Raw genomic sequence first — 16,589 nt, 5'->3', positions numbered from 1 at the left:
CAGTGTCGTAATTAGCCTCAGAAGACAACCTGGGCGGCGCCAAGGGAAAGTGCCAATGGCGCCGCATCGTGCCGACTGGCGCAATTGCTGTGGGGCGCAGCCGCTCAGGCTGTGAGCCATACACCCGAGCGTATCCAGCCATGACCTCCTCCTCTTTCCGCGCCCGCCGCCTGTGGCTCGCCACAGGCGTTAGCCTGGCACTCTCCGCCTGCGCCCCGATGATCGCGACCACCCCGGCAACAGTGGAGCTCATGCAGCCAGCTGCCACGGCCAAGCGCGTCCAGCTTCTAGCGCCGGCGCAGGTCAAGCTCGACACCGGCTATTCCCGAGACCTCGCTGCCAAGTCGACCTGGTCGCAGGTCGGGCGCCTCCCGCAAGGCGATGTCTACCGCCCCGTCGGCACCATTCTCACAATCGAGGGCCGCCACGTTCATGAGGCCTACCTGGTCGTCCGCAACAAGACGCTGGTGGGCTTCTATCTGCCTGGGGAGCAGAACTACTCCCCGCTAACGACAGCAGTACCTTTGAACTTGGGAGAATCGGAATGAAACGGGTTGCGCGCATGCTGATCGCCGGACTGGCGGTGTCATCGCTGCTGGCGGGATGCGCTTCGGGCGTGAAGCACGCCGAGATGGCGGCTTCGATGCCCACGCTGAAGCCGGGCGAGGGTCGGATTTATTTCCTGCGTTCGGCGTCGATGTTCGGGGCGGCTATCCAGCCGGATATTCGCCTGAATAGCCAGGTCGTTGGCGAATCCAAGCCCGGCGGTTTCTTCTTCGTGGACCGCACGGCCGGCAAGTATGTCGCGGCGGCCTCGACCGAAACCGAGAAGACGCTCAGCTTCGTGCTGGATGCCGGCGAAACCAAGTACGTGCGCAGCTCCCCGTCGCTGGGGCTGATGGTGGGCCGCGTGGTGCTGGAGCTGGAAACGCCGGAGAAGGCGAAGGAGGAACTGGCTTCGCTGAGCTACACCGGGGACCAGGTGAAGACTGCGGCGAAGTAAGTGGATTGACTCAGCCGCGTTGCGGGCTGAGTCGCGTTGACGACGCCGGTGCGTCGTCAATTGACCCATCGGAATTCCGCATGGCTTGCAGCTCAGCGCGGGCATATCAACGTAGGCAAGGCACCTCCTCGTGATTTTGGCAAAGCAGGGTTGCGTCGCCCTTTTCATTGTAGTAACGTAACTACATTGAAGTGGGCGGGAGTGCCATCATGACGATCACAACCCTATCGAGCCGAGAACTCAATCAGGACGTGACAAGAGCCAAGAAGGCGACGAAGGACGGTCCGGTCTTCATTACGGACCGCGGCAAACCGGCGCATGTGCTGTTGAGCTTCGAGGAATATCAGAGGCTCACCCAGCAGCGCCGCAACATTGCAGACGCACTCGCGATGCCCGGCGTTGAGGACATCGAGTTCAATCCGCCACGTGCCAACATCAAATTCCGGCCCGCTGATCTCACATGATGTTCGTGCTCGATACCAATGTCGTTTCCGAACTGCGCAAGGTCCGAGCCGGTAAAGCTGATGCAAACGTTGCAGCGTGGTCTGCCAGCGTTGATGCAGCTTGGCTCTTTGTGTCGGCGGTCACCATCATGGAACTGGAAACCGGTGTCTTGCAGATCGAGCGGCGGGATGCCCGCCAAGGTGCGCTGCTGCGGGCGTGGCTGGACCACCATGTATTGCCCGAATTCGCAGGCCGCGTTTTGCCCATTGATACCGCCGTGGCCCTGCGTTGCGCTCGGTTGCACGTACCAGACCGGCAATCGGAGCGGGATGCGTTGATTGCCGCCACAGCAATCGTGCACGGTATGACCGTCGTTACACGAAATGTCGCCGACTTCATGGCAACTGGCGTCAGCATCCTGAACCCTTGGGAGGCCTGATCGTAATTCGCCGTCGTTTCCCAGTTGCCGAAACTATAGAAGTTCTCGCCCCTGAGTCGGCAGCCGGCGGTGAAGGCGCTTTTCGCGCGCATCGCTTCTTATGCCGTAATGCCTTCGCCACTGCCCTGTGACTCGACCTTAGACGCCCACCCGGATTTCGCCGCGCGTAGCACGATCTTCTGCTTCTCCGCGCGCTCGACTGCGTTGATGCGTTTGATGACTGTGTCGTGCTTGACTAGCGTGGGCTGTTTCGCCGGCGTAGCCAGCGAAACAGCCCACGCCCGCCAAGCACGACACCCAACCGCAGTGCCGCAGCCCGAAAACCACACCCCAATCCCACAAACCGCTAGCCCCCGCCAATCGGCCATGAGCCTATTTTTATGGGTTGAAGTGTACTGAGGTGGCGCGCTCCCACGCTCTGCGAGTGGTGCATTCGCTGCGAGCCCACACCAGGGGTGAGAGAGGCTCCCCGACTTCACTGTCAACGCCTTTGCCGGGAAGCCATCCCATTAAGGTGCAGGCAGCTCATCCGCCAACACACTCTCCAGCTGCGCCTTCACCAGCCCCAACAAGCAAAATGCACTAAAGCAGCCCTCGAATTGCACACTCTGCTGTTCCAGCAGGGTAAGCACACCATCCATATCAGCCGAGACTGACTGAAGGCTGTACCGCGCCGTGGATAGATCGATTTCCGACATAGGACCTCCTATCGTTGAGTGAAGGTCCGCCGCACGACGTTAGGGGAGGGCGGCGGGCCTGACGACGAGGGTGGAAAACCGGTGCCAAAGCCAATGCCGGTCAGCCTTGCGGCTACCTCGCCCGGCCCGCCATAGCAGGATGGCTTGCTCGTATGGGCGGGACCGATCGTCAAGTACGACCGGTCCGGCTTTGGCATTCGAGTTTCCACACTCGGTCACCGTTGTTCGATGACAGCCCCAGTCTCTCGCGTCGCGGCGCTCGACTCGATAAGACACTTCGCATTCCCACACGGACGCCGCATCCTGCCCGACCCCCGCCCGCCCGCAAATAGCCAAACGCCTAAACCACCCTCCTCAATCCACCAGCGTCGCCAATGCCTCCCGCGCCTCCCGGCGCAACTTCTCCAGATCCAATCCGACGATCATCCCATCGCGCACTACCTGACGCCCGCGCACCAGCACATCCCGCACCGGCGTAGGCTCGCCTGCCGCCACTGGTGCCGTGCCGATGTCATGGAAGCCATGGAACCGCAGTCCGCTGACGTCATAGATCGCGAGGTCGGCCGACTGTCCCGGCGCGAGCGTGCCGATTCCCGGCAGCCCCAGCACCTGCGCACCGCCTGCGGTGCCCCAATGGATGACTTCTTCCACGCGGGTTTGCGCGGCCCCGCCCAGCGCCCGGTGCACCAGCCACGCGAAGTTGGCTTCATGCACCATGCTGCCCGACTCGTTGGATGCCACCCCATCCACGCCCAGTGAGATCGGCACGCCCGCATCGGCGATCGCGCGCACTGGCGCAATACCGCTGCCGAGCCGCGCATTGCTGACAGGGCAGTGCGCCATGCCGGTGTTGGTCACGGCGAGCATGCGGATCTCTTCGGGATTCACGGTGACCAGGTGCGCGAACCAGACGTCAGGCCCCAGCCAGTCGTGGTCGGCCACGAACTGCACCGGCGTGCACTGGTACTTCTCTCGGCAGAACTTCACGTAGTTGTCGGTCTCGGACAGGTGCGAATGCAGCCGCAGGTCCATGCCGCGACCGAAGGCGGCCAGCTCGCGCAGCAGGGCGGGCGGCAGGGAGAAGGTCGGCGTAGTCGGCGCGACCACCACGCGGCGCAGGCCATCTGCTGAGGCATCGTGGTAGCGGGCCTTGAGCCGTTCGATATCGGCAAGCATCTCGTCCAGCGTCTCCGGCACCAGTGCAGTCGCGCGCATGCCGGGGTGATCTGAGGCTGACTGGATGGCGCCGCCGCGGCACAGCACCAGGCGCATGCCAAGCTCCTCCGCTACCTCGAACAGCACGTCGCCGGTCTCCGCCCCATGGCCGTGGTGATACAGGTAGTGGTGATCGGCGCAGGTGGTGGTGCCGGACAGCAGCAGTTCGGCCATGCCCAGTCGCACGGCGGTACGAAAGATCTCCGGCGTGAAGCGCGCCAGGCGCGGGTAGGCGACGGAGGCCAGCCATTGTTCCAGCCCCACGTTCATGCCGCTGGGCACGGCCTTGAGCAGGTTCTGGAACAGGTGGTGGTGGGTGTTGACCCAGCCCGGGTAGACCACGCAACCGGTGGCGTCCAGCACAGCCTCGCCGTCGTGGCGCGGCAGGGCTGCACCGATCTCGGCGATGCGGCCGTCGCAGATGCGGATGTCGGCGGCGCCCGCTCGCGCGGCATTGCCGGTGCGGCCGGTCATCACGGCGGCGGCGTTGCGGATCAGCAGGTCGCCGGCGGGCGCGGCGCTGGTGGTGTTGGTGTTCTGCACCATGTTTCAGACCCCTTGGACGTTGTCGGCACTGGCGGGCAGCTCGTCGGCTTCACGGGCGGGCACGCCATTGAGAATCAGGTTGAGCAGCACGGAGACCACGCAGGCGATGATCACGCTGCTGTGGACAAAGGGCTGCAGGAAGCCGGGCAGCTTCTCCAGCATGCCGGGCAGCATCACGGGCATCATCGCGCAGCCGAGCGTGATGGAGACGATGGAGAGGTTGTTGGGATTGCGGTCGTATTCGACCTCTCCCAGCGTCTTGATGCCGGCGGCCACGACTACGCCGAACATGACCATGGTTGCACCGCCCAGCGCCGCGGCCGGGATCGAGGCAAACAGCGCGCCGATCTTGGGCACCAGCGCCACGGCGCACAGCATCGCGCCGCAGGTGGCCACTACCCAGCGGCTGCGCACGCCGGTGACGATGACCAGGCCCACGTTCTCCATGAAGGCGATATACGGGAACGCCGCGAACATGCCGCCGATGGCGCTGGCCAGGCCGTTGGCACGCAGGCCGCGGGTGGCATCGCGCTCGGTCAGGGGGCGCTTGACGATATCGCCGACGGCGATGAACAGGCCCATCGATTCCACCATCTGCACCACCATCACGATCACCATGGTGGTGATGGCGCCCACGTTGAAGGTGGGCATGCCGAAGGCGAACGGCGTCACCATGGTGAACCACGGCGCGCGCGCGACTTCATCGAAGCTGCCCATGCCCAGCATCCACGCCGCCGCACCGCCGACCAGCAGGCCGATCACCACGGACAGGTTTCGGATCAGCTCGCCGCCGTGCCGGTTGATAAACAGGATCAGTGCCACTACGCCGAAGGCAACGATGAAAAAGATGGGAGCGCCGAAATCCGACGCGCCCCTTCCGCCTCCAAACCAGTGAAACGAAACCGGGAACAGCGACAGGCCCACCGCGGTGATGGTGCAACCGCTGACAACCGGCGGGAAGAAGCGCTTGAGCTTGCCAATGATCGGCGCAAGGAACATCGCGATCACGCCCGCGGCGATGATGGCGCCGCAGACGCCGTTGGAGCCCAGCGACGGATCGGTGCCGATGGCGATGACGGGGCCCACGGAGCTGAACGCCACGCCCTGCATCAGCGGCAGGCGCACGCCGAACTTCCAGAAGCCGACGGTCTGCAGCAGGGTGGCGATGCCGGAGGTGAACAGCGCGGTGCTGATCAGCATGGTGGTCTGCGCCGGCGTCATCTTGAGCGCGCCGGCCACGATCATCGGCACCGCGATGGCACCGAGATAACTGACCAGCATGTGCTGGAAGCCGAGCGTCGTCATGGCGCGTGCCGGCAGGACCTGGTCGACGGGGTGAGCCGCTGCTTGCATGATGTTGTCTCCTGCCGCGTGCTGGGGGAAAGTGCGCCATGCCGGCGGCGGCTGGCCCGGTCTGTTGGTTGCCGGGCTCGGTCCGTCACGGTGCCATGCGCGGCGCATGGCCGACGCATGCCTTGCACAGTAGTGATGCGTGGCAGGCCGTCATAGCGTTATTGCGAAGACACTGGCACCGGGCCGCAATCGCGCTTGCAAAATGCGCGCCCGGGGCATCAGGGGTTTCCCTTGGGTTGCGTGAGGGCGGGGGTGGCCATAGGATGGATGCGCTTGCCACGGCCGCTGGTTTGCTCCCCTCTCCCGCGCGCGGGAGAGGGGAGAACGCCGCCGGATGTTGATGCGTCGGTCGCGGTTGATCCGTTCACTTCTTTCTCCAACGCCATGTCACCCACCGCAGGATGGTTAGCTGCAGCCTCCCGCTCGCCAGTCAGCCGCGGCGGTGACCTCGACCGCATCCAGTCGCTGTCCGGCCGCGTGTTCGGCCCTACGCGGCTGCGCGCGACCGAGGCCGATGCGGCGCTCGATGCCCGTATCGACACCAGCACCATCGGCCGGCTGACGCTGGTCACCATTGCCTATAACCAGGCAGTGCAGATCGAGCCGCAGCCCAACAAGGATGAGTTCGTGATCCAGACCGTGCTGGCGGGTACGTGCCGCGTGGAGACCCCGCGCGGTGCGATGCTGATGCCGCCGGGGGCGACCTTTGTGTTCTCGCCCACCGTGCCGGCCACGTTGTCGCTGGATCCGGGCTGCGAGCGCTTCAGCGTGGTGATCCGCCGGCAGCTGATCGACGAGGCGTTCCGCCAGCAGTTCAGCTTCGAGCCGCCGGTGCCGATTGAATTCGACATGCAGCCGGTGGCGGACGATGGCCGTGCCGCGCGCTGGCAGGCGCTGGTGAGCTACCTGCGCGCGGAAACGCGGGTGCGGCGCGAAGGCAGCGGCGTGCCGGCGGTGGATGGCAGCATCGAGCGCATCGTGCTGTCGACACTGCTGCTGGACCGCTTTGCCGCGGATGGCAATATGCTGCCGCGCCGGTTCGAGGCTGTGCTGCCTGACTATGTGCGCAATGCCATCGCCCACCTGCGCGCCAATCTTGACCAGCCGCTGACGCTGGAGCAGATCGCCGCGCATTGCGGCGTATCGGCACGCACCTTGCAGCTGGGTTTTCGCAAGAGCAAGAACACCACGCCGATGGAGTACCTGCGTCTGCTGCGCCTGCATGGGGCGCGCGCCGATCTGCAACGGGCACGGCAAGAGAAGGGGATGGTCAGCGCGATTGCGCTGCGGCACGGCTTTACCCACCTGAGCCTGTTCTCGCGCGAGTACCGGCGCCAGTTTGGCGAGCTGCCGTCACAGACCTTGCGGGCGGCAGCGCAGCAGGGGGGCTGACGGCGAGCCAGGCCCCTGTTGCTCAGGACCTTCAGCACTCAGATCGTGCCCGCGGCCGCCAGGGCTTCGATCTCTGCCTCGTTCATGCCGAGCGACTTCAGGACAGAAGCAGAGTGCTCGCCGACTGCCGGCACATTCCCCATGGCAGCCGGTACGCCCGACAGCGTTGCCGGCGGCAGGAGTGCCTGGATGGCGCCACCCGGCGTCTGGACTTCCCGCCAGCGATTGCGTGCGGCAAATTGCGCGTGCTGCCACACATCATGCATGTCGTTCAGGGGCGAGTTGGCAATACCCCCGCGATCGAGACGCTTGACCAGCTGCTCCCGGGTCATGGAGCGGAGATGACTGGCGATCTCCTGGTCCAGCGCAGCGCGATTGGCGACGCGTTGGAGATTGGAGTTGAAGCGGGCATCCGCCGCCAGGGCCGGGTCCTCCAGCACCTCGGTGCAGAAGCGCTGCCATTCCCGTTCATTCTGCAGCCCGAAGATGACGCTGGCCCCATCGCCGGTCTGGTACTGGCCATAGGGGGCGATACCCGGATGCGCAACACCGTTGCGTGCGGGCGGCGTGCCGCCATAGTGAGCGAAGTTCAGCGGATATGACATCCATTCGCTCAACGCCTCGAGCATGGTGACTTCAACCCTGAGGCCGGCGCCAGTCCGTGCGCGCTGCAGCAAGGCGGACAGGATGCCGGTATAGGCGTACATGCCAGCGGCAATATCCGCGATGGAAATGCCGGTGCGCGACGGCGCAGGGTCCGTACCGGTTACCGAAATCAGCCCTGCAGCGGCCTGGATCAAGAGGTCATAGGCCTTCTTGTTGCGGTATGGCCCGCTGTCGCCATACCCCGAGATATCGCAAACGATCAGCTCAGGATAGTCGGCATGCAATGACTCGAAGTCCAGCCCCATGCGTTGGGCGGCGCCTGGCGCCAGGTTCTGGATGAATACGTCCGTTTCGGCGAGCAGCTTGTGCACGATCGTCTTGGCCTCGGGCTTCTTGAGATCCAGTGTAAGGCTTTCCTTGCCGCGATTTGCCCAGACAAAGAACGACGACTGGCCGTGCACGGAATGATCATAGTCGCGGGCGAAATCGCCAACGACCGGGCGTTCCACCTTGATGACGCGGGCGCCGAGATCGGCGAGCTGGCGGCTGGCAAAGGGCGCCGCTACAGCGTGCTCGAGCGCCAGAACGGTGATGCCATCAAGGGGGCGTAGGCTGGGTTTCATGGAGGGGAGTGAAGAGACCTGGCGGCACATGGGCCGGACGACAAAGTATAGGAACGGTCCTCTTCCCCCGAACAGTCGAGAATTCCTAAGGCGGCTTCGAAGTCTTCGAAACCGGCCGCATGCTTAGCCTTACGGTGCAGCGTCCGGTGCGCCCCATTCAGCGACATAGCGGATAAAGTCGCGCGTATAGGCCGGGAGCGCCTTCTGGCTCCGCACGACGATCCGCTGCTCGCGCCGGGCCCACGGCTCGTCCAGGGCCACCCCTTCCACCACCCCTTGCTCGATCAGGGGACCCGCTACCGAACGTGGCACGAGCGAAATGCCGGCGCCTTCCTGTACGCAACGCATGGCCGCGGCAAAGTCGGGTGCATGCACGCGAACGCGTGGCTTGATGCCGGCACGCGCTGCCATGTCATTGAGGAAGAGGAAATTGCTGCTCTTGCTGCCGACGGATACCAGGTCGTACACCAACGCCTGTGCAAGGGACATCTTGTCGAGCAACCCGGACGGGTGGCGTGCCGGAACCACGAACATCAGCTCATCGACGCCATATCGAATGAATTCCAGGCCCCGCATGTCGATCGCGCCGGCCACCAGTCCGACGTCCGCACGGTCTTCGATCACTGCCCGCACGCTGTCCTCGCTGAGGTGCTCCTCCAGGTCGACATTGACATTCGGGTACGCCGCCAGGAACCGGCTAAGCGCGGCGGGCAGGCTGGCCATGGTGCTGCTGTTCGCGTAGACGCGGATATGCCCTTCAATACCGTCGGTATGGCGCCGCATCTCCGACTGCAGGCGTTCGACGTTCTCCATGATCGCCTCGGCGTAGCGCAGTACCGTATCGCCCGCCGGCGTCAGGGCCATGCCCTTCTGTGTCCTGTTGAACAACGGAACGCCCATTGCCTGTTCGAGGTTCTTGAGGCGGTAGCTGGCCGAAGGCGCCGTCAAATGCATATCTGACGCTCCTGCCGTCACACTCTTGGCCTGCGCAATGGCGAGGAATACTCGCAGATCGGTGAGTTCGAAACGCACGCTTGTCTCCGTTGCTTGCCCGACAGTTCCCGGGGGTGTTTAGAAAAATTCTAACGACACCCCAGGAGCTTTCGACTGGTGTCCTTGTAGGGTCCGATTCTATATTTCGGCTCGTCACCGCAGCTATCGCTGTGCTGCGCGAAAAAGAATCGGAGACCAACATGACCATACTCTTCCGCAGGATCGCCAGTGCGTTGGGCAGCGCCGCGACACTCCTGGCCTGTGCGTCCCCTTCAGTGGCGCAGACCGACTACCCGGTGCGGCCTGTCCGACTCATCGTTCCGTATGCCGCTGGCGGGCCGACGGACACCTTCGCCCGATCGCTGGCTGCAAGCTGGAGCCGCAAGCTGAACACCTCGGTGGTTGTCGAGAACAAGTCGGGGGCCGGCACGATAGTCGGCACCGAGCTCGCGGCGAAAGCCGCACCGGACGGCTATACGTTGCTGCTGACCACTGTAGCGCATGCCGTGAACCCAAGCATTCACGCCGGCCTGCCGTATCGCACGATCGAGGACTTTGCGCCAGTCGGGCTGGCGGCTCGTGCGCCGCTGGTGCTGGTCGTGAACAAGAGCGTTCCGGCGAAAACACTGCCGGAATTCATCGCTTATCTGAAGTCGCGTCCCGGCCAGGTCAACTATGGCTCAGCGGGAGTTGGCAGTGCCCCGCATCTCGCCGGGGAACTGCTGAACTACACGGCAGGAACGAAAGCGGTCCATGTCCCGTATCGGGGGAGCGCGCCTGCCATGGCCGATCTTATCGGTGGCCATGTCGAATTCATGATCGACAGCGCACCGACAGGGCTGGCGCAGGTGCGGGCAGGAACGGTGCGCTTGCTGGGAACGTCGATGGAAAAACGCCTGCCGCAGACCAGGGAGACGCCGGCGATTGCGGAAGCCGTATCCGGCTATGAAGCGTACACCTGGAATGCGGTATTCGTGCCAGCCCGAACACCTTCGACAGTTGTCCAGAAGCTGGTCTCGACACTTGGCGATGCACTCAGCGATCCCGCCCTGCAAAGCAAGGCCTTCGAGCTCGGGTTGCAGCTGGAGACCCAGCCTACACCAGCGGGGCTCGACAAATTCCTGCGCGCGGAACTGGAGAAGTGGAAGCGGGTGGCCGTCGCCACGAATATGAAAGCCGACTGAGCGAAACCCGCGCAGCCCAGCGCCGGAACCAACCATCAGGCATACGGAGAAGCCATGAACGCCTATCAACTTTGTCCGCAGCGCTACTTTGAGGATTTCGAACTCGGAGAGCACTTCAACCTGCCGTCCCGCACCATGACCGACGCGCTGTTCGCGGCGTTCCAGCTGGCAAGCGGGGACAACCATCCGGTTCACTACGACGTCGAGTACTGCCGTGCTCACGGCATGCCGCACATGCTGGCACACGGCTTCCAGGTCGTGATACAGACTGCCGCGGGGGCAGGCCTGTTCCCCCATATGGTCGAGGAGTCCCTGAAGGGCTTCATCGAGCAGAGCAGCCGCTTCCTCGCACCTGTCTACGTCGGCGATACGTTGTACTGCCGCCTCACCGTCACCGAGCTGGTTCCCGGCCGTACGACCGGCGTGCTGGCGATGCGGTCGGAGGTGCGCAACCAGAACGGCGTCTGCGTCATGGAGGGGACGCAAAGGTACTTGCTGCGCAAGCGCGTGCCGGGCAGCAGCGGGGACTGACGGGAGGTCAGCCCCCGCTGCTGGTCAGGACCGTCAGGCTGCCTGGGTCACAGGCAGGCAGACCTTCAGCAGCGTCTGCAAGCGCAGCTTGTCGAGGTGCCGGCCGATAAACACGAACTTGCTTTGCGCGGCTTCCGGCCCCCAGGCGTCGGCGGGATGAAAATCCATCAGCCGGTGCACGGCTTGCAGCACGTAGCGGCGGTCATCGCCCTCCACGGCCACGATCCCCTTCATCCGGAACACATCGTCCCCTTGCGCCGCGAGCAGTGCCTTCAGGCCGTGCTCCAGGCGCTGGCGGTCGAACGGCTGGTCGAACACCAGCGATACGGACGTGACCGACGGATCGTGGCGGTGGCCATGCGCGTCGTCATCGTGCACGTGGTCGCAATGCTCGTCGCACACGTGGTCGTGATGGTCGTGGTCGTGCGCATGTTCGTGGTGGTCATCGTGCGCGTCCGCCTGGATCGTGCCCGTGGTAAAGCCGCCGATGCCGAGGATCTTGCCCAGGTCCACCTGGGCAAAGTTTGAGCGCAGGATCTGCGCGCCCTCGTTCAGCCGGTGGATGCGTGCCTCCAGCCTGTCGAGCTGCGCGGCGTTCACCAGGTCGGTCTTGTTGAGGATCACGCGGTCGGCCGCCACGATCTGGTCGACGGCCTGGTTGTCGAAGCCGGTCAGCTGAGGGTCATCGAGGTGGCTTTCGATATGCACCGCGTCCACCAGCGTCAGGATGCCGTCGAGCGTGACCTGCTTGGCGACTTCATTGTCCATGAAGAAGGTGGCCGCCACCGGCGTGGGATCGGCCAGGCCGCTGGTCTCGACCAGGATATGGTCGAAGCGCTCGGGCTGCTCCAGCAGCTTCTGCAGGATGCGCACGAGGTCGGTGCGCACATCGACCACGCAGCAGATGCAGCCGTTGGTCATCTGGTAGATCTCCTCGTCGGAGGTCATCACCAGGTCGGAATCGACATCGACCTCGCCGAACTCGTTTTCGATCACGGCGATGCGGTGGCCGTGCTTCTGCGTCAGGATGTGGTTGAGCAGCGTCGTCTTGCCCGAGCCGAGGAAGCCGGTAAGGATGGTGACCGGGACGGGCGGCTGTTGTGCGACGGCAGGTGCGTTCATGTTGTCTCCTGATTTGTACCAGTTGGGTACTGCGTTCCCCGCAATCGCGGGGCGAAAGTTCTCGTGTTCTCTTCAGGCGGTGGCCACGTTGGGGCGCAAGCCTTGCCAGCGTTCCACCAGCCCGTCGTGCGGCACGTCGAACAGGTCCAGCACGCGCCCCACGGTGTGGTTGACGATGTCGTCCACTGACTGCGGATGTGTGTAGAAGGCCGGCACCGGCGGCAGCACGATGGCGCCCATCTCGGTCACCGTGGTCATGTTGCGCAGGTGCACCAGGTGAAAGGGCGTCTCGCGCGCCAGCAGCACCAGCCGGCGGCGCTCCTTGAGCATCACGTCGGCGGCGCGGGTGACGAGGTTGTCGGCAAGCCCGGTGGCGATGGCGGCCAGCGTGCGCATGGAGCACGGCGCCACCACCATGCCGTCGCAGCGGAACGAGCCGCTGGCGATGGTGGCGCCGATATCGCGCACGTTGTGCACCACGTCGGCCATGGCTTCGATCTGGGGGCGCTGCAGGCCCAGCTCATGGTGCGCGGTCAGCAGGCCGGACGGCGAGCAGACCAGGTGGGTCTCCCAGCCGTCCAGCGCCGACAGTGCCTGCAGCACGCGCACGCCGTACACCGCGCCGCTGGCGCCGGTGATGGCGACCACCAGGCGTTGCTTGCGGGTCATGGGGTGGCGCCTTCCTTCGCTGCCTTCTCCGCCAGTGCCTGCAGCACTTGCTCCGGCTTGATCGGGTAGTGCCGGAAGCGCACGCCGATGGCATCGAACACCGCATTGGCAATCGCCGGTCCGATCGCGACGATCGGGTCCTCGCCCACGCCCTTGGCGCCGAACGGGCCGCCGGGGTCGGGCGCCGCCTCCAGGATCACCGTGTGGATGGGCGGCATGTCCATCGCCAGCGGCATCTTGTAGTCGACGAAGTTGGCGTTGAGCGAGCGCCCGGTGCGCATGTCGATCTGGTAGTCCTCATACAGCGTATGGCCGATGCCTTGCTGGATGCCGCCTTCGATCTGCCCTGCGGCAGCCACCGGGTGGATCACCTTGCCGACGTCATGCACCGGCACCACCTGCTGCACGGTGATGAAGCCGGTTTCGGTATCGACCGCCACCTCGACGAAATGCGCGGCGAATGAATACGACTTGGTCGGGTGATAGGTGGCGGTGCCCACCAGCTGCGCGGCGGGGATGCCCTTGCGCGGCATCACGGCCTCGCGCACGGTCAGGGTCGGGCCGTCGCGGTCGCGCACGGCGATCACGCCGGCGGTGAGCGTCAGGGCCTCGGGCTCGCATTCCATCAGCTTGGCCGCGCGATCGAACAGCTGGCGCTTGATCTCGCCCGCCGCCATCTGCGCGGCCTTGCCGACCATATAGGTGGTGTGGCTGGCAAAGGCGCCGATGTCCCAGGGCACCACGTCGGTATCGCCGTGCACGACCGCCACCGCTTCGAACGGCAGGGTCAGTTCTTCTGCCACGATCTGGGCGAGGGCGGTATGCGCACCGGTACCCAGCCCGGCCGCGCCGGTCAGCAGCACCACGGTGCCATCCTCATTCATCTTGATGATGGCGTTGCCCTGTTCCTTGATGCCGGGATAGGCGCTGCTGCCGTGCATCTCGCAGCCCAGGCCCCAGCCGGTGCGGATCGGGCCGCTGGTGTCGCGCGGGCGGCGGCGCAGCGCGGGCCAGTCGACCAGTTCCATGCCCTTCTCGATGCAGGCCTCCAGGCCGTGCCCGATCAGCGGATGGTTGGACGGCGCAATGTCGCCTTCGCGCACAGCGTTCTTCAGCTTCAGCCCGGCGGGGTCCAGGCCCAGGTGCTCGGCGGCCTCGTCCATCTGCACGTCGAGCGCGTAATAGGTCTGCACCACGCCATAGCCGCGGAAGGCGCCGGCGATGGGGCTGTTGGTGTAGACGCAGCGGCCTTCGAGCAGCACGTTGTCGCAGCGGTACAGCGAGACCATGGCGGCAGTGCCGACATTGGTCACGCCCGGGCCGTGCGAGCCATAGGCGCCGGAGTTGAACACCACCTTGGCCTGGCGCGCGGTGATGGTGCCGTCGTTGCGGAAGCCTTGCTTGAGCCAGATCTTCGCCGGATGGCGCGTGCGGCCGCCGAGGAAGGTTTCCTCGCGCGTGTATTCCATGCGCACCGGGCGGCGCGTCTCGCGCGCCAGCAGCGCGCACAGGAACTCCTGCTGGAACAGGTCCTGCTTGGCGCCGAAGCCGCCGCCCATGTGGTCGACCAGCACGCGCACCTTGTGCAGCGGCAGGCCCAGCACCTCGGCCATGATGCCGCGCACCATGAAGGCGGTCTGGGTGGAGACCCACACCGTCAGGTTGCCGTTGCCGTCCCAGCTGGTGGTGCAGACGTTGGGCTCCATGTAGGCGGGGGTGGGACGGCCGCCTTCGTAGATGCCTTCGAGGATGAAGTCCGCCTCGGCAAAGCCCGCTTCCACGTCGCCGCGTTTGATGATCACCGGCGGCAGCACCAGGTTGCCGCCGGGTTCGCGGTCGTGGATGCGCGGGGCGTCGGAGCGCTCGGCGTCCTCGGTGGTGAAGACGGCGGGCAGCGTTTCGTATTCGACTTCGATCAGCTCGACCGCGCGCTCCGCGATCTCTTCGCTGATGGCGGCCACCGCGGCCACGCCTTCGCCCCAGTAGCGCACCTTGTCGTCCAGGATGTACTGATCGCAGGTCACCGAGGCGGAGCGCGGGTGGGGCGAGCCGGCGTGCAGCACGCGCGGCACGTTCTCATGGGTCAGCACGGCCTTGACGCCTGGCAATGCCAGCGCACGCGAGGTGTCGATGCGGCGGATTTTCGCGTGCGCGAGGTTGCAGCGCTTGATCTTGCCGAACAGCAGGCCGGGGAAGGGCATGTCGGCAACGTATCTGGCGTTGCCGGTGACCTTGTCGAGCAGGTCGGTGCGCTTGACGCTGTGTCCGATCACGGCGTGGGTCATCATGCCTCCTCGCTGGCGCGGGCCTTGCAGCCCGCGAATTCCATGGCCTCGGCGGTCCTCTCGATGGCCTCGATGATCTTGGTGTAGCCGGTGCAGCGGCAGATATTGCCAGCAATGGCAAAGCGGATTTCGTCGCGCGTGGGACGCGGGTTCTCGTCCAGCAGCGCCTTGGCCATCACCACGAAGCCCGGCGTGCAGAAGCCGCACTGCGCGGCGCCGCACTGCATGAACTGCTCCTGGATCGGGTGCACGGTGTCGGGCGCGGGCTGCACGCCTTCGATGGTGGTGATGTGGCAGCCGTGCGCTTCGGGCGCCAGCACCAGGCAGGAATTCATCGGCTGGCCGTCGATGATGACGGTGCATGAACCGCATTCGCCCACGTCGCAGCCCTTCTTGGTGCCGGTCAGGCAGGCGTCGTTGCGCAGGGCGTCGAGCAGCGTGCCGTGCGGCTCCACCGCCAGTTCGCGCGGCTCGCCGTTGATGACGAGTTCGATCATTTTTCGCATGTTGCGGCCTCCAGGGCTTGTTCCAGGGCGCGGCGGGTCAGCACGCCGACCATCTGCCGCCGGTAGGCTTCGCTGGCGCGCACGTCGCTGATGGGGCGGGCTTCGCCCATGGCGGCGTGCGCGGCCTGCAGGATCAGGGCGTCCGTCACGCGCTGGCCGCGCAGCACCTGCTCGGCACGCACGGCGCGTACCGGGGTCGGGCCGACCGCTGCCAGCACAATGCCGACCTCGGCGCAGTGGCCGTTCTCGACTGTCAGCGATACCGCCACGCCGACGGTGGCCAGTTCCATCTGCACGCGGCGGCCATGCTTGAGGTAGACCTTGCCGGTGTGGGCGCGCGGCGCCGGCACGGTGATGCGGGTGACGATCTCGTCCGGCGCGATGGCGGTCTTGCCGACGCCGGTGACGAAGTCCTCGACGCGCAGCTCGCGCGAGCCGGACAGGCCATACAGGTGCACCGAAGCACCGTCCGCCACCAGCGGCGCGATCGAATCGGCCGACGGTGACGCGCGGCAGACGTTGCCCACCACGGTGGCGCGATGGCGCACCTGGATCGAGGCGAAGTCCGTCACGGCTTTCGCCAGGCTGGCGTAGTGGCGCTGCACGAAGCCCGAGGTCTCCACCGCGCGCGTGGTCACCAGCGCGCCGATGCGCAGGCCGTTGACGGGGTCGAACGTCAGCACGTCCATGCCCGGGATCTTCTTGATGTTGATCACCTGCTCGGGCTTGCGCACGGACTCCTTGATCTGGACCAGCAGGTCCGTGCCGCCGGCCAGCACGCTGGCCTTGCCGCCGCACCGGTGCAGCATGGCCGAGGCTTCCGCCAGCGTTGCCGGTTCGAAATATTCAAACGCTCTCATTGCTCCTCCTGGTCTGTGCCATCGGCGTCTGCCTGTCGTGTGGGGCGCGCACCGTTGAAGTCATCATGGGCGGATGGGCTTCATCGGTAAAGGCCCGGAAACGGATTAATTGATCGTGTT

General features: G+C 65.2%; 17 protein-coding genes. 7 read left to right on the top strand and 10 right to left on the bottom strand.

All coding sequences use genetic code 11. The features are described 5' to 3' along the window. Positions 1-140 precede the first annotated feature (140 nt). The 4 genes from AC3WLE_RS24190 to AC3WLE_RS24175 all read left to right on the top strand — a co-directional run bounded on the left by AC3WLE_RS24190 (position 141) and on the right by AC3WLE_RS24175 (position 1,886). Positions 141-548, top strand: coding sequence for a hypothetical protein (locus tag AC3WLE_RS24190; protein WP_492320396.1), 408 nt, complete (start codon positions 141-143; stop codon positions 546-548). Next, a complete protein-coding gene (locus tag AC3WLE_RS24185; RefSeq protein ID WP_010812293.1) occupies positions 545-1,003 on the top strand; it encodes a DUF2846 domain-containing protein in 459 nt (152 codons plus the stop codon). Before AC3WLE_RS24190 ends, AC3WLE_RS24185 begins: the two co-directional genes overlap by 4 nt. Positions 1,004-1,212: 209 nt before the next feature. Continuing rightward, positions 1,213-1,467, top strand: coding sequence for a type II toxin-antitoxin system Phd/YefM family antitoxin (locus tag AC3WLE_RS24180; RefSeq protein WP_078198072.1), 255 nt, complete (start codon positions 1,213-1,215; stop codon positions 1,465-1,467). Next, a complete protein-coding gene (locus AC3WLE_RS24175; RefSeq protein WP_492320395.1) occupies positions 1,464-1,886 on the top strand; it encodes a type II toxin-antitoxin system VapC family toxin in 423 nt (140 codons plus the stop codon). Before AC3WLE_RS24180 ends, AC3WLE_RS24175 begins: the two co-directional genes overlap by 4 nt. 509 nt (positions 1,887-2,395) lie before the next feature. On the opposite strand, the gene AC3WLE_RS24170 is transcribed toward AC3WLE_RS24175, so the two are convergent. From AC3WLE_RS24170 to AC3WLE_RS24160, 3 genes are all read right to left on the bottom strand, one after another. After that, positions 2,396-2,584 (bottom strand): hypothetical protein, encoded by a 189-nt coding sequence (locus AC3WLE_RS24170; protein ID WP_492357594.1) that lies wholly within the window; start codon positions 2,582-2,584, stop codon positions 2,396-2,398. 354 nt (positions 2,585-2,938) lie between these two features. Then, on the bottom strand, positions 2,939-4,345 hold the full coding sequence (locus tag AC3WLE_RS24165; protein WP_492353041.1) for an amidohydrolase family protein: 1,407 nt from the start codon (positions 4,343-4,345) through the stop codon (positions 2,939-2,941). 3 nt (positions 4,346-4,348) lie between these two features. Continuing rightward, the gene (locus tag AC3WLE_RS24160; protein ID WP_492357451.1) at positions 4,349-5,698 is read right to left on the bottom strand and encodes a nucleobase:cation symporter-2 family protein; all 1,350 of its coding nucleotides are present in this window, start codon (positions 5,696-5,698) and stop codon (positions 4,349-4,351) included. A 384-nt stretch (positions 5,699-6,082) separates the two neighbouring features. Between AC3WLE_RS24160 and AC3WLE_RS24155 the strand changes: the two genes are divergently transcribed. After that, positions 6,083-7,090, top strand: coding sequence for an AraC family transcriptional regulator (locus AC3WLE_RS24155; protein WP_492320392.1), 1,008 nt, complete (start codon positions 6,083-6,085; stop codon positions 7,088-7,090). Between the two features lie 38 nt (positions 7,091-7,128). Here the strand turns inward: AC3WLE_RS24155 and AC3WLE_RS24150 are convergent, their stop codons facing one another. Both AC3WLE_RS24150 and AC3WLE_RS24145 read right to left on the bottom strand, forming a co-directional pair. Further along, positions 7,129-8,319, bottom strand: a complete 1,191-nt coding sequence (locus AC3WLE_RS24150) for a CaiB/BaiF CoA transferase family protein (RefSeq protein WP_492320391.1) — start codon at positions 8,317-8,319, stop codon at positions 7,129-7,131. A gap of 129 nt (positions 8,320-8,448) precedes the next feature. After that, complete coding sequence (locus AC3WLE_RS24145; protein WP_492320390.1) at positions 8,449-9,351, bottom strand: LysR family transcriptional regulator; 903 nt, start codon at positions 9,349-9,351, stop codon at positions 8,449-8,451. Positions 9,352-9,512: 161 nt separating this feature from the next. Here AC3WLE_RS24145 and AC3WLE_RS24140 point away from each other — a divergent pair, with 161 nt between their 5' ends. Together AC3WLE_RS24140 and AC3WLE_RS24135 are read left to right on the top strand one after the other, a co-directional pair. Next, positions 9,513-10,496: a tripartite tricarboxylate transporter substrate binding protein gene (locus tag AC3WLE_RS24140; RefSeq protein ID WP_492320389.1), complete on the top strand. Its 984-nt coding sequence runs from the start codon at positions 9,513-9,515 to the stop codon at positions 10,494-10,496. Between the two features lie 54 nt (positions 10,497-10,550). After that, the gene (locus AC3WLE_RS24135; RefSeq protein WP_492357452.1) at positions 10,551-11,027 is read left to right on the top strand and encodes a MaoC family dehydratase; all 477 of its coding nucleotides are present in this window, start codon (positions 10,551-10,553) and stop codon (positions 11,025-11,027) included. 33 nt (positions 11,028-11,060) lie between these two features. Here the strand turns inward: AC3WLE_RS24135 and AC3WLE_RS24130 are convergent, their stop codons facing one another. The 5 genes from AC3WLE_RS24130 to AC3WLE_RS24110 form a co-directional block, all read right to left on the bottom strand. Further along, entirely contained in the window at positions 11,061-12,149 is a 1,089-nt protein-coding gene (locus AC3WLE_RS24130) for a CobW family GTP-binding protein (RefSeq protein WP_492357453.1), read from the bottom strand. Positions 12,150-12,221: 72 nt separating this feature from the next. Next, positions 12,222-12,818, bottom strand: coding sequence for a UbiX family flavin prenyltransferase (locus AC3WLE_RS24125; protein ID WP_492357454.1), 597 nt, complete (start codon positions 12,816-12,818; stop codon positions 12,222-12,224). After that, positions 12,815-15,103 carry a xanthine dehydrogenase family protein molybdopterin-binding subunit gene (locus AC3WLE_RS24120; RefSeq protein ID WP_492357457.1) on the bottom strand — a complete coding sequence of 763 codons (2,289 nt, stop codon included), beginning with the start codon at positions 15,101-15,103 and terminating at the stop codon, positions 12,815-12,817. The genes AC3WLE_RS24125 and AC3WLE_RS24120 overlap by 4 nt, the downstream gene beginning before the upstream one ends. Continuing rightward, complete coding sequence (locus AC3WLE_RS24115) at positions 15,103-15,609, bottom strand: (2Fe-2S)-binding protein (RefSeq protein ID WP_492320385.1); 507 nt, start codon at positions 15,607-15,609, stop codon at positions 15,103-15,105. Before AC3WLE_RS24115 ends, AC3WLE_RS24120 begins: the two co-directional genes overlap by 1 nt. Then, complete coding sequence (locus tag AC3WLE_RS24110) at positions 15,597-16,469, bottom strand: FAD binding domain-containing protein (protein ID WP_492320384.1); 873 nt, start codon at positions 16,467-16,469, stop codon at positions 15,597-15,599. The genes AC3WLE_RS24115 and AC3WLE_RS24110 overlap by 13 nt, the downstream gene beginning before the upstream one ends. Positions 16,470-16,589 lie beyond the last annotated feature (120 nt).

The sequence above is a fragment of the Cupriavidus sp. FW306-1B-F12B genome (assembly GCF_058781795.1).
This window is presented reverse-complemented; position numbering and strand designations above follow the sequence as displayed.

Coding starts and splice junctions, on each gene's coding strand:
- AC3WLE_RS24110 (WP_492320384.1), bottom strand. CDS start 16,469: ATGAGAGCGTTTGAATATTTCGAACCGGCAACGCTGGCGGAAGCCTCG.
- AC3WLE_RS24155 (WP_492320392.1), top strand. CDS start 6,083: ATGTCACCCACCGCAGGATGGTTAGCTGCAGCCTCCCGCTCGCCAGTC.
- AC3WLE_RS24115 (WP_492320385.1), bottom strand. CDS start 15,609: ATGCGAAAAATGATCGAACTCGTCATCAACGGCGAGCCGCGCGAACTG.
- AC3WLE_RS24185 (WP_010812293.1), top strand. CDS start 545: ATGAAACGGGTTGCGCGCATGCTGATCGCCGGACTGGCGGTGTCATCG.
- AC3WLE_RS24180 (WP_078198072.1), top strand. CDS start 1,213: ATGACGATCACAACCCTATCGAGCCGAGAACTCAATCAGGACGTGACA.
- AC3WLE_RS24130 (WP_492357453.1), bottom strand. CDS start 12,149: ATGAACGCACCTGCCGTCGCACAACAGCCGCCCGTCCCGGTCACCATC.
- AC3WLE_RS24150 (WP_492320391.1), bottom strand. CDS start 8,319: ATGAAACCCAGCCTACGCCCCCTTGATGGCATCACCGTTCTGGCGCTC.
- AC3WLE_RS24190 (WP_492320396.1), top strand. CDS start 141: ATGACCTCCTCCTCTTTCCGCGCCCGCCGCCTGTGGCTCGCCACAGGC.
- AC3WLE_RS24125 (WP_492357454.1), bottom strand. CDS start 12,818: ATGACCCGCAAGCAACGCCTGGTGGTCGCCATCACCGGCGCCAGCGGC.
- AC3WLE_RS24160 (WP_492357451.1), bottom strand. CDS start 5,698: ATGCAAGCAGCGGCTCACCCCGTCGACCAGGTCCTGCCGGCACGCGCC.
- AC3WLE_RS24140 (WP_492320389.1), top strand. CDS start 9,513: ATGACCATACTCTTCCGCAGGATCGCCAGTGCGTTGGGCAGCGCCGCG.
- AC3WLE_RS24175 (WP_492320395.1), top strand. CDS start 1,464: ATGATGTTCGTGCTCGATACCAATGTCGTTTCCGAACTGCGCAAGGTC.
- AC3WLE_RS24135 (WP_492357452.1), top strand. CDS start 10,551: ATGAACGCCTATCAACTTTGTCCGCAGCGCTACTTTGAGGATTTCGAA.
- AC3WLE_RS24165 (WP_492353041.1), bottom strand. CDS start 4,345: ATGGTGCAGAACACCAACACCACCAGCGCCGCGCCCGCCGGCGACCTG.
- AC3WLE_RS24170 (WP_492357594.1), bottom strand. CDS start 2,584: ATGTCGGAAATCGATCTATCCACGGCGCGGTACAGCCTTCAGTCAGTC.
- AC3WLE_RS24120 (WP_492357457.1), bottom strand. CDS start 15,103: ATGACCCACGCCGTGATCGGACACAGCGTCAAGCGCACCGACCTGCTC.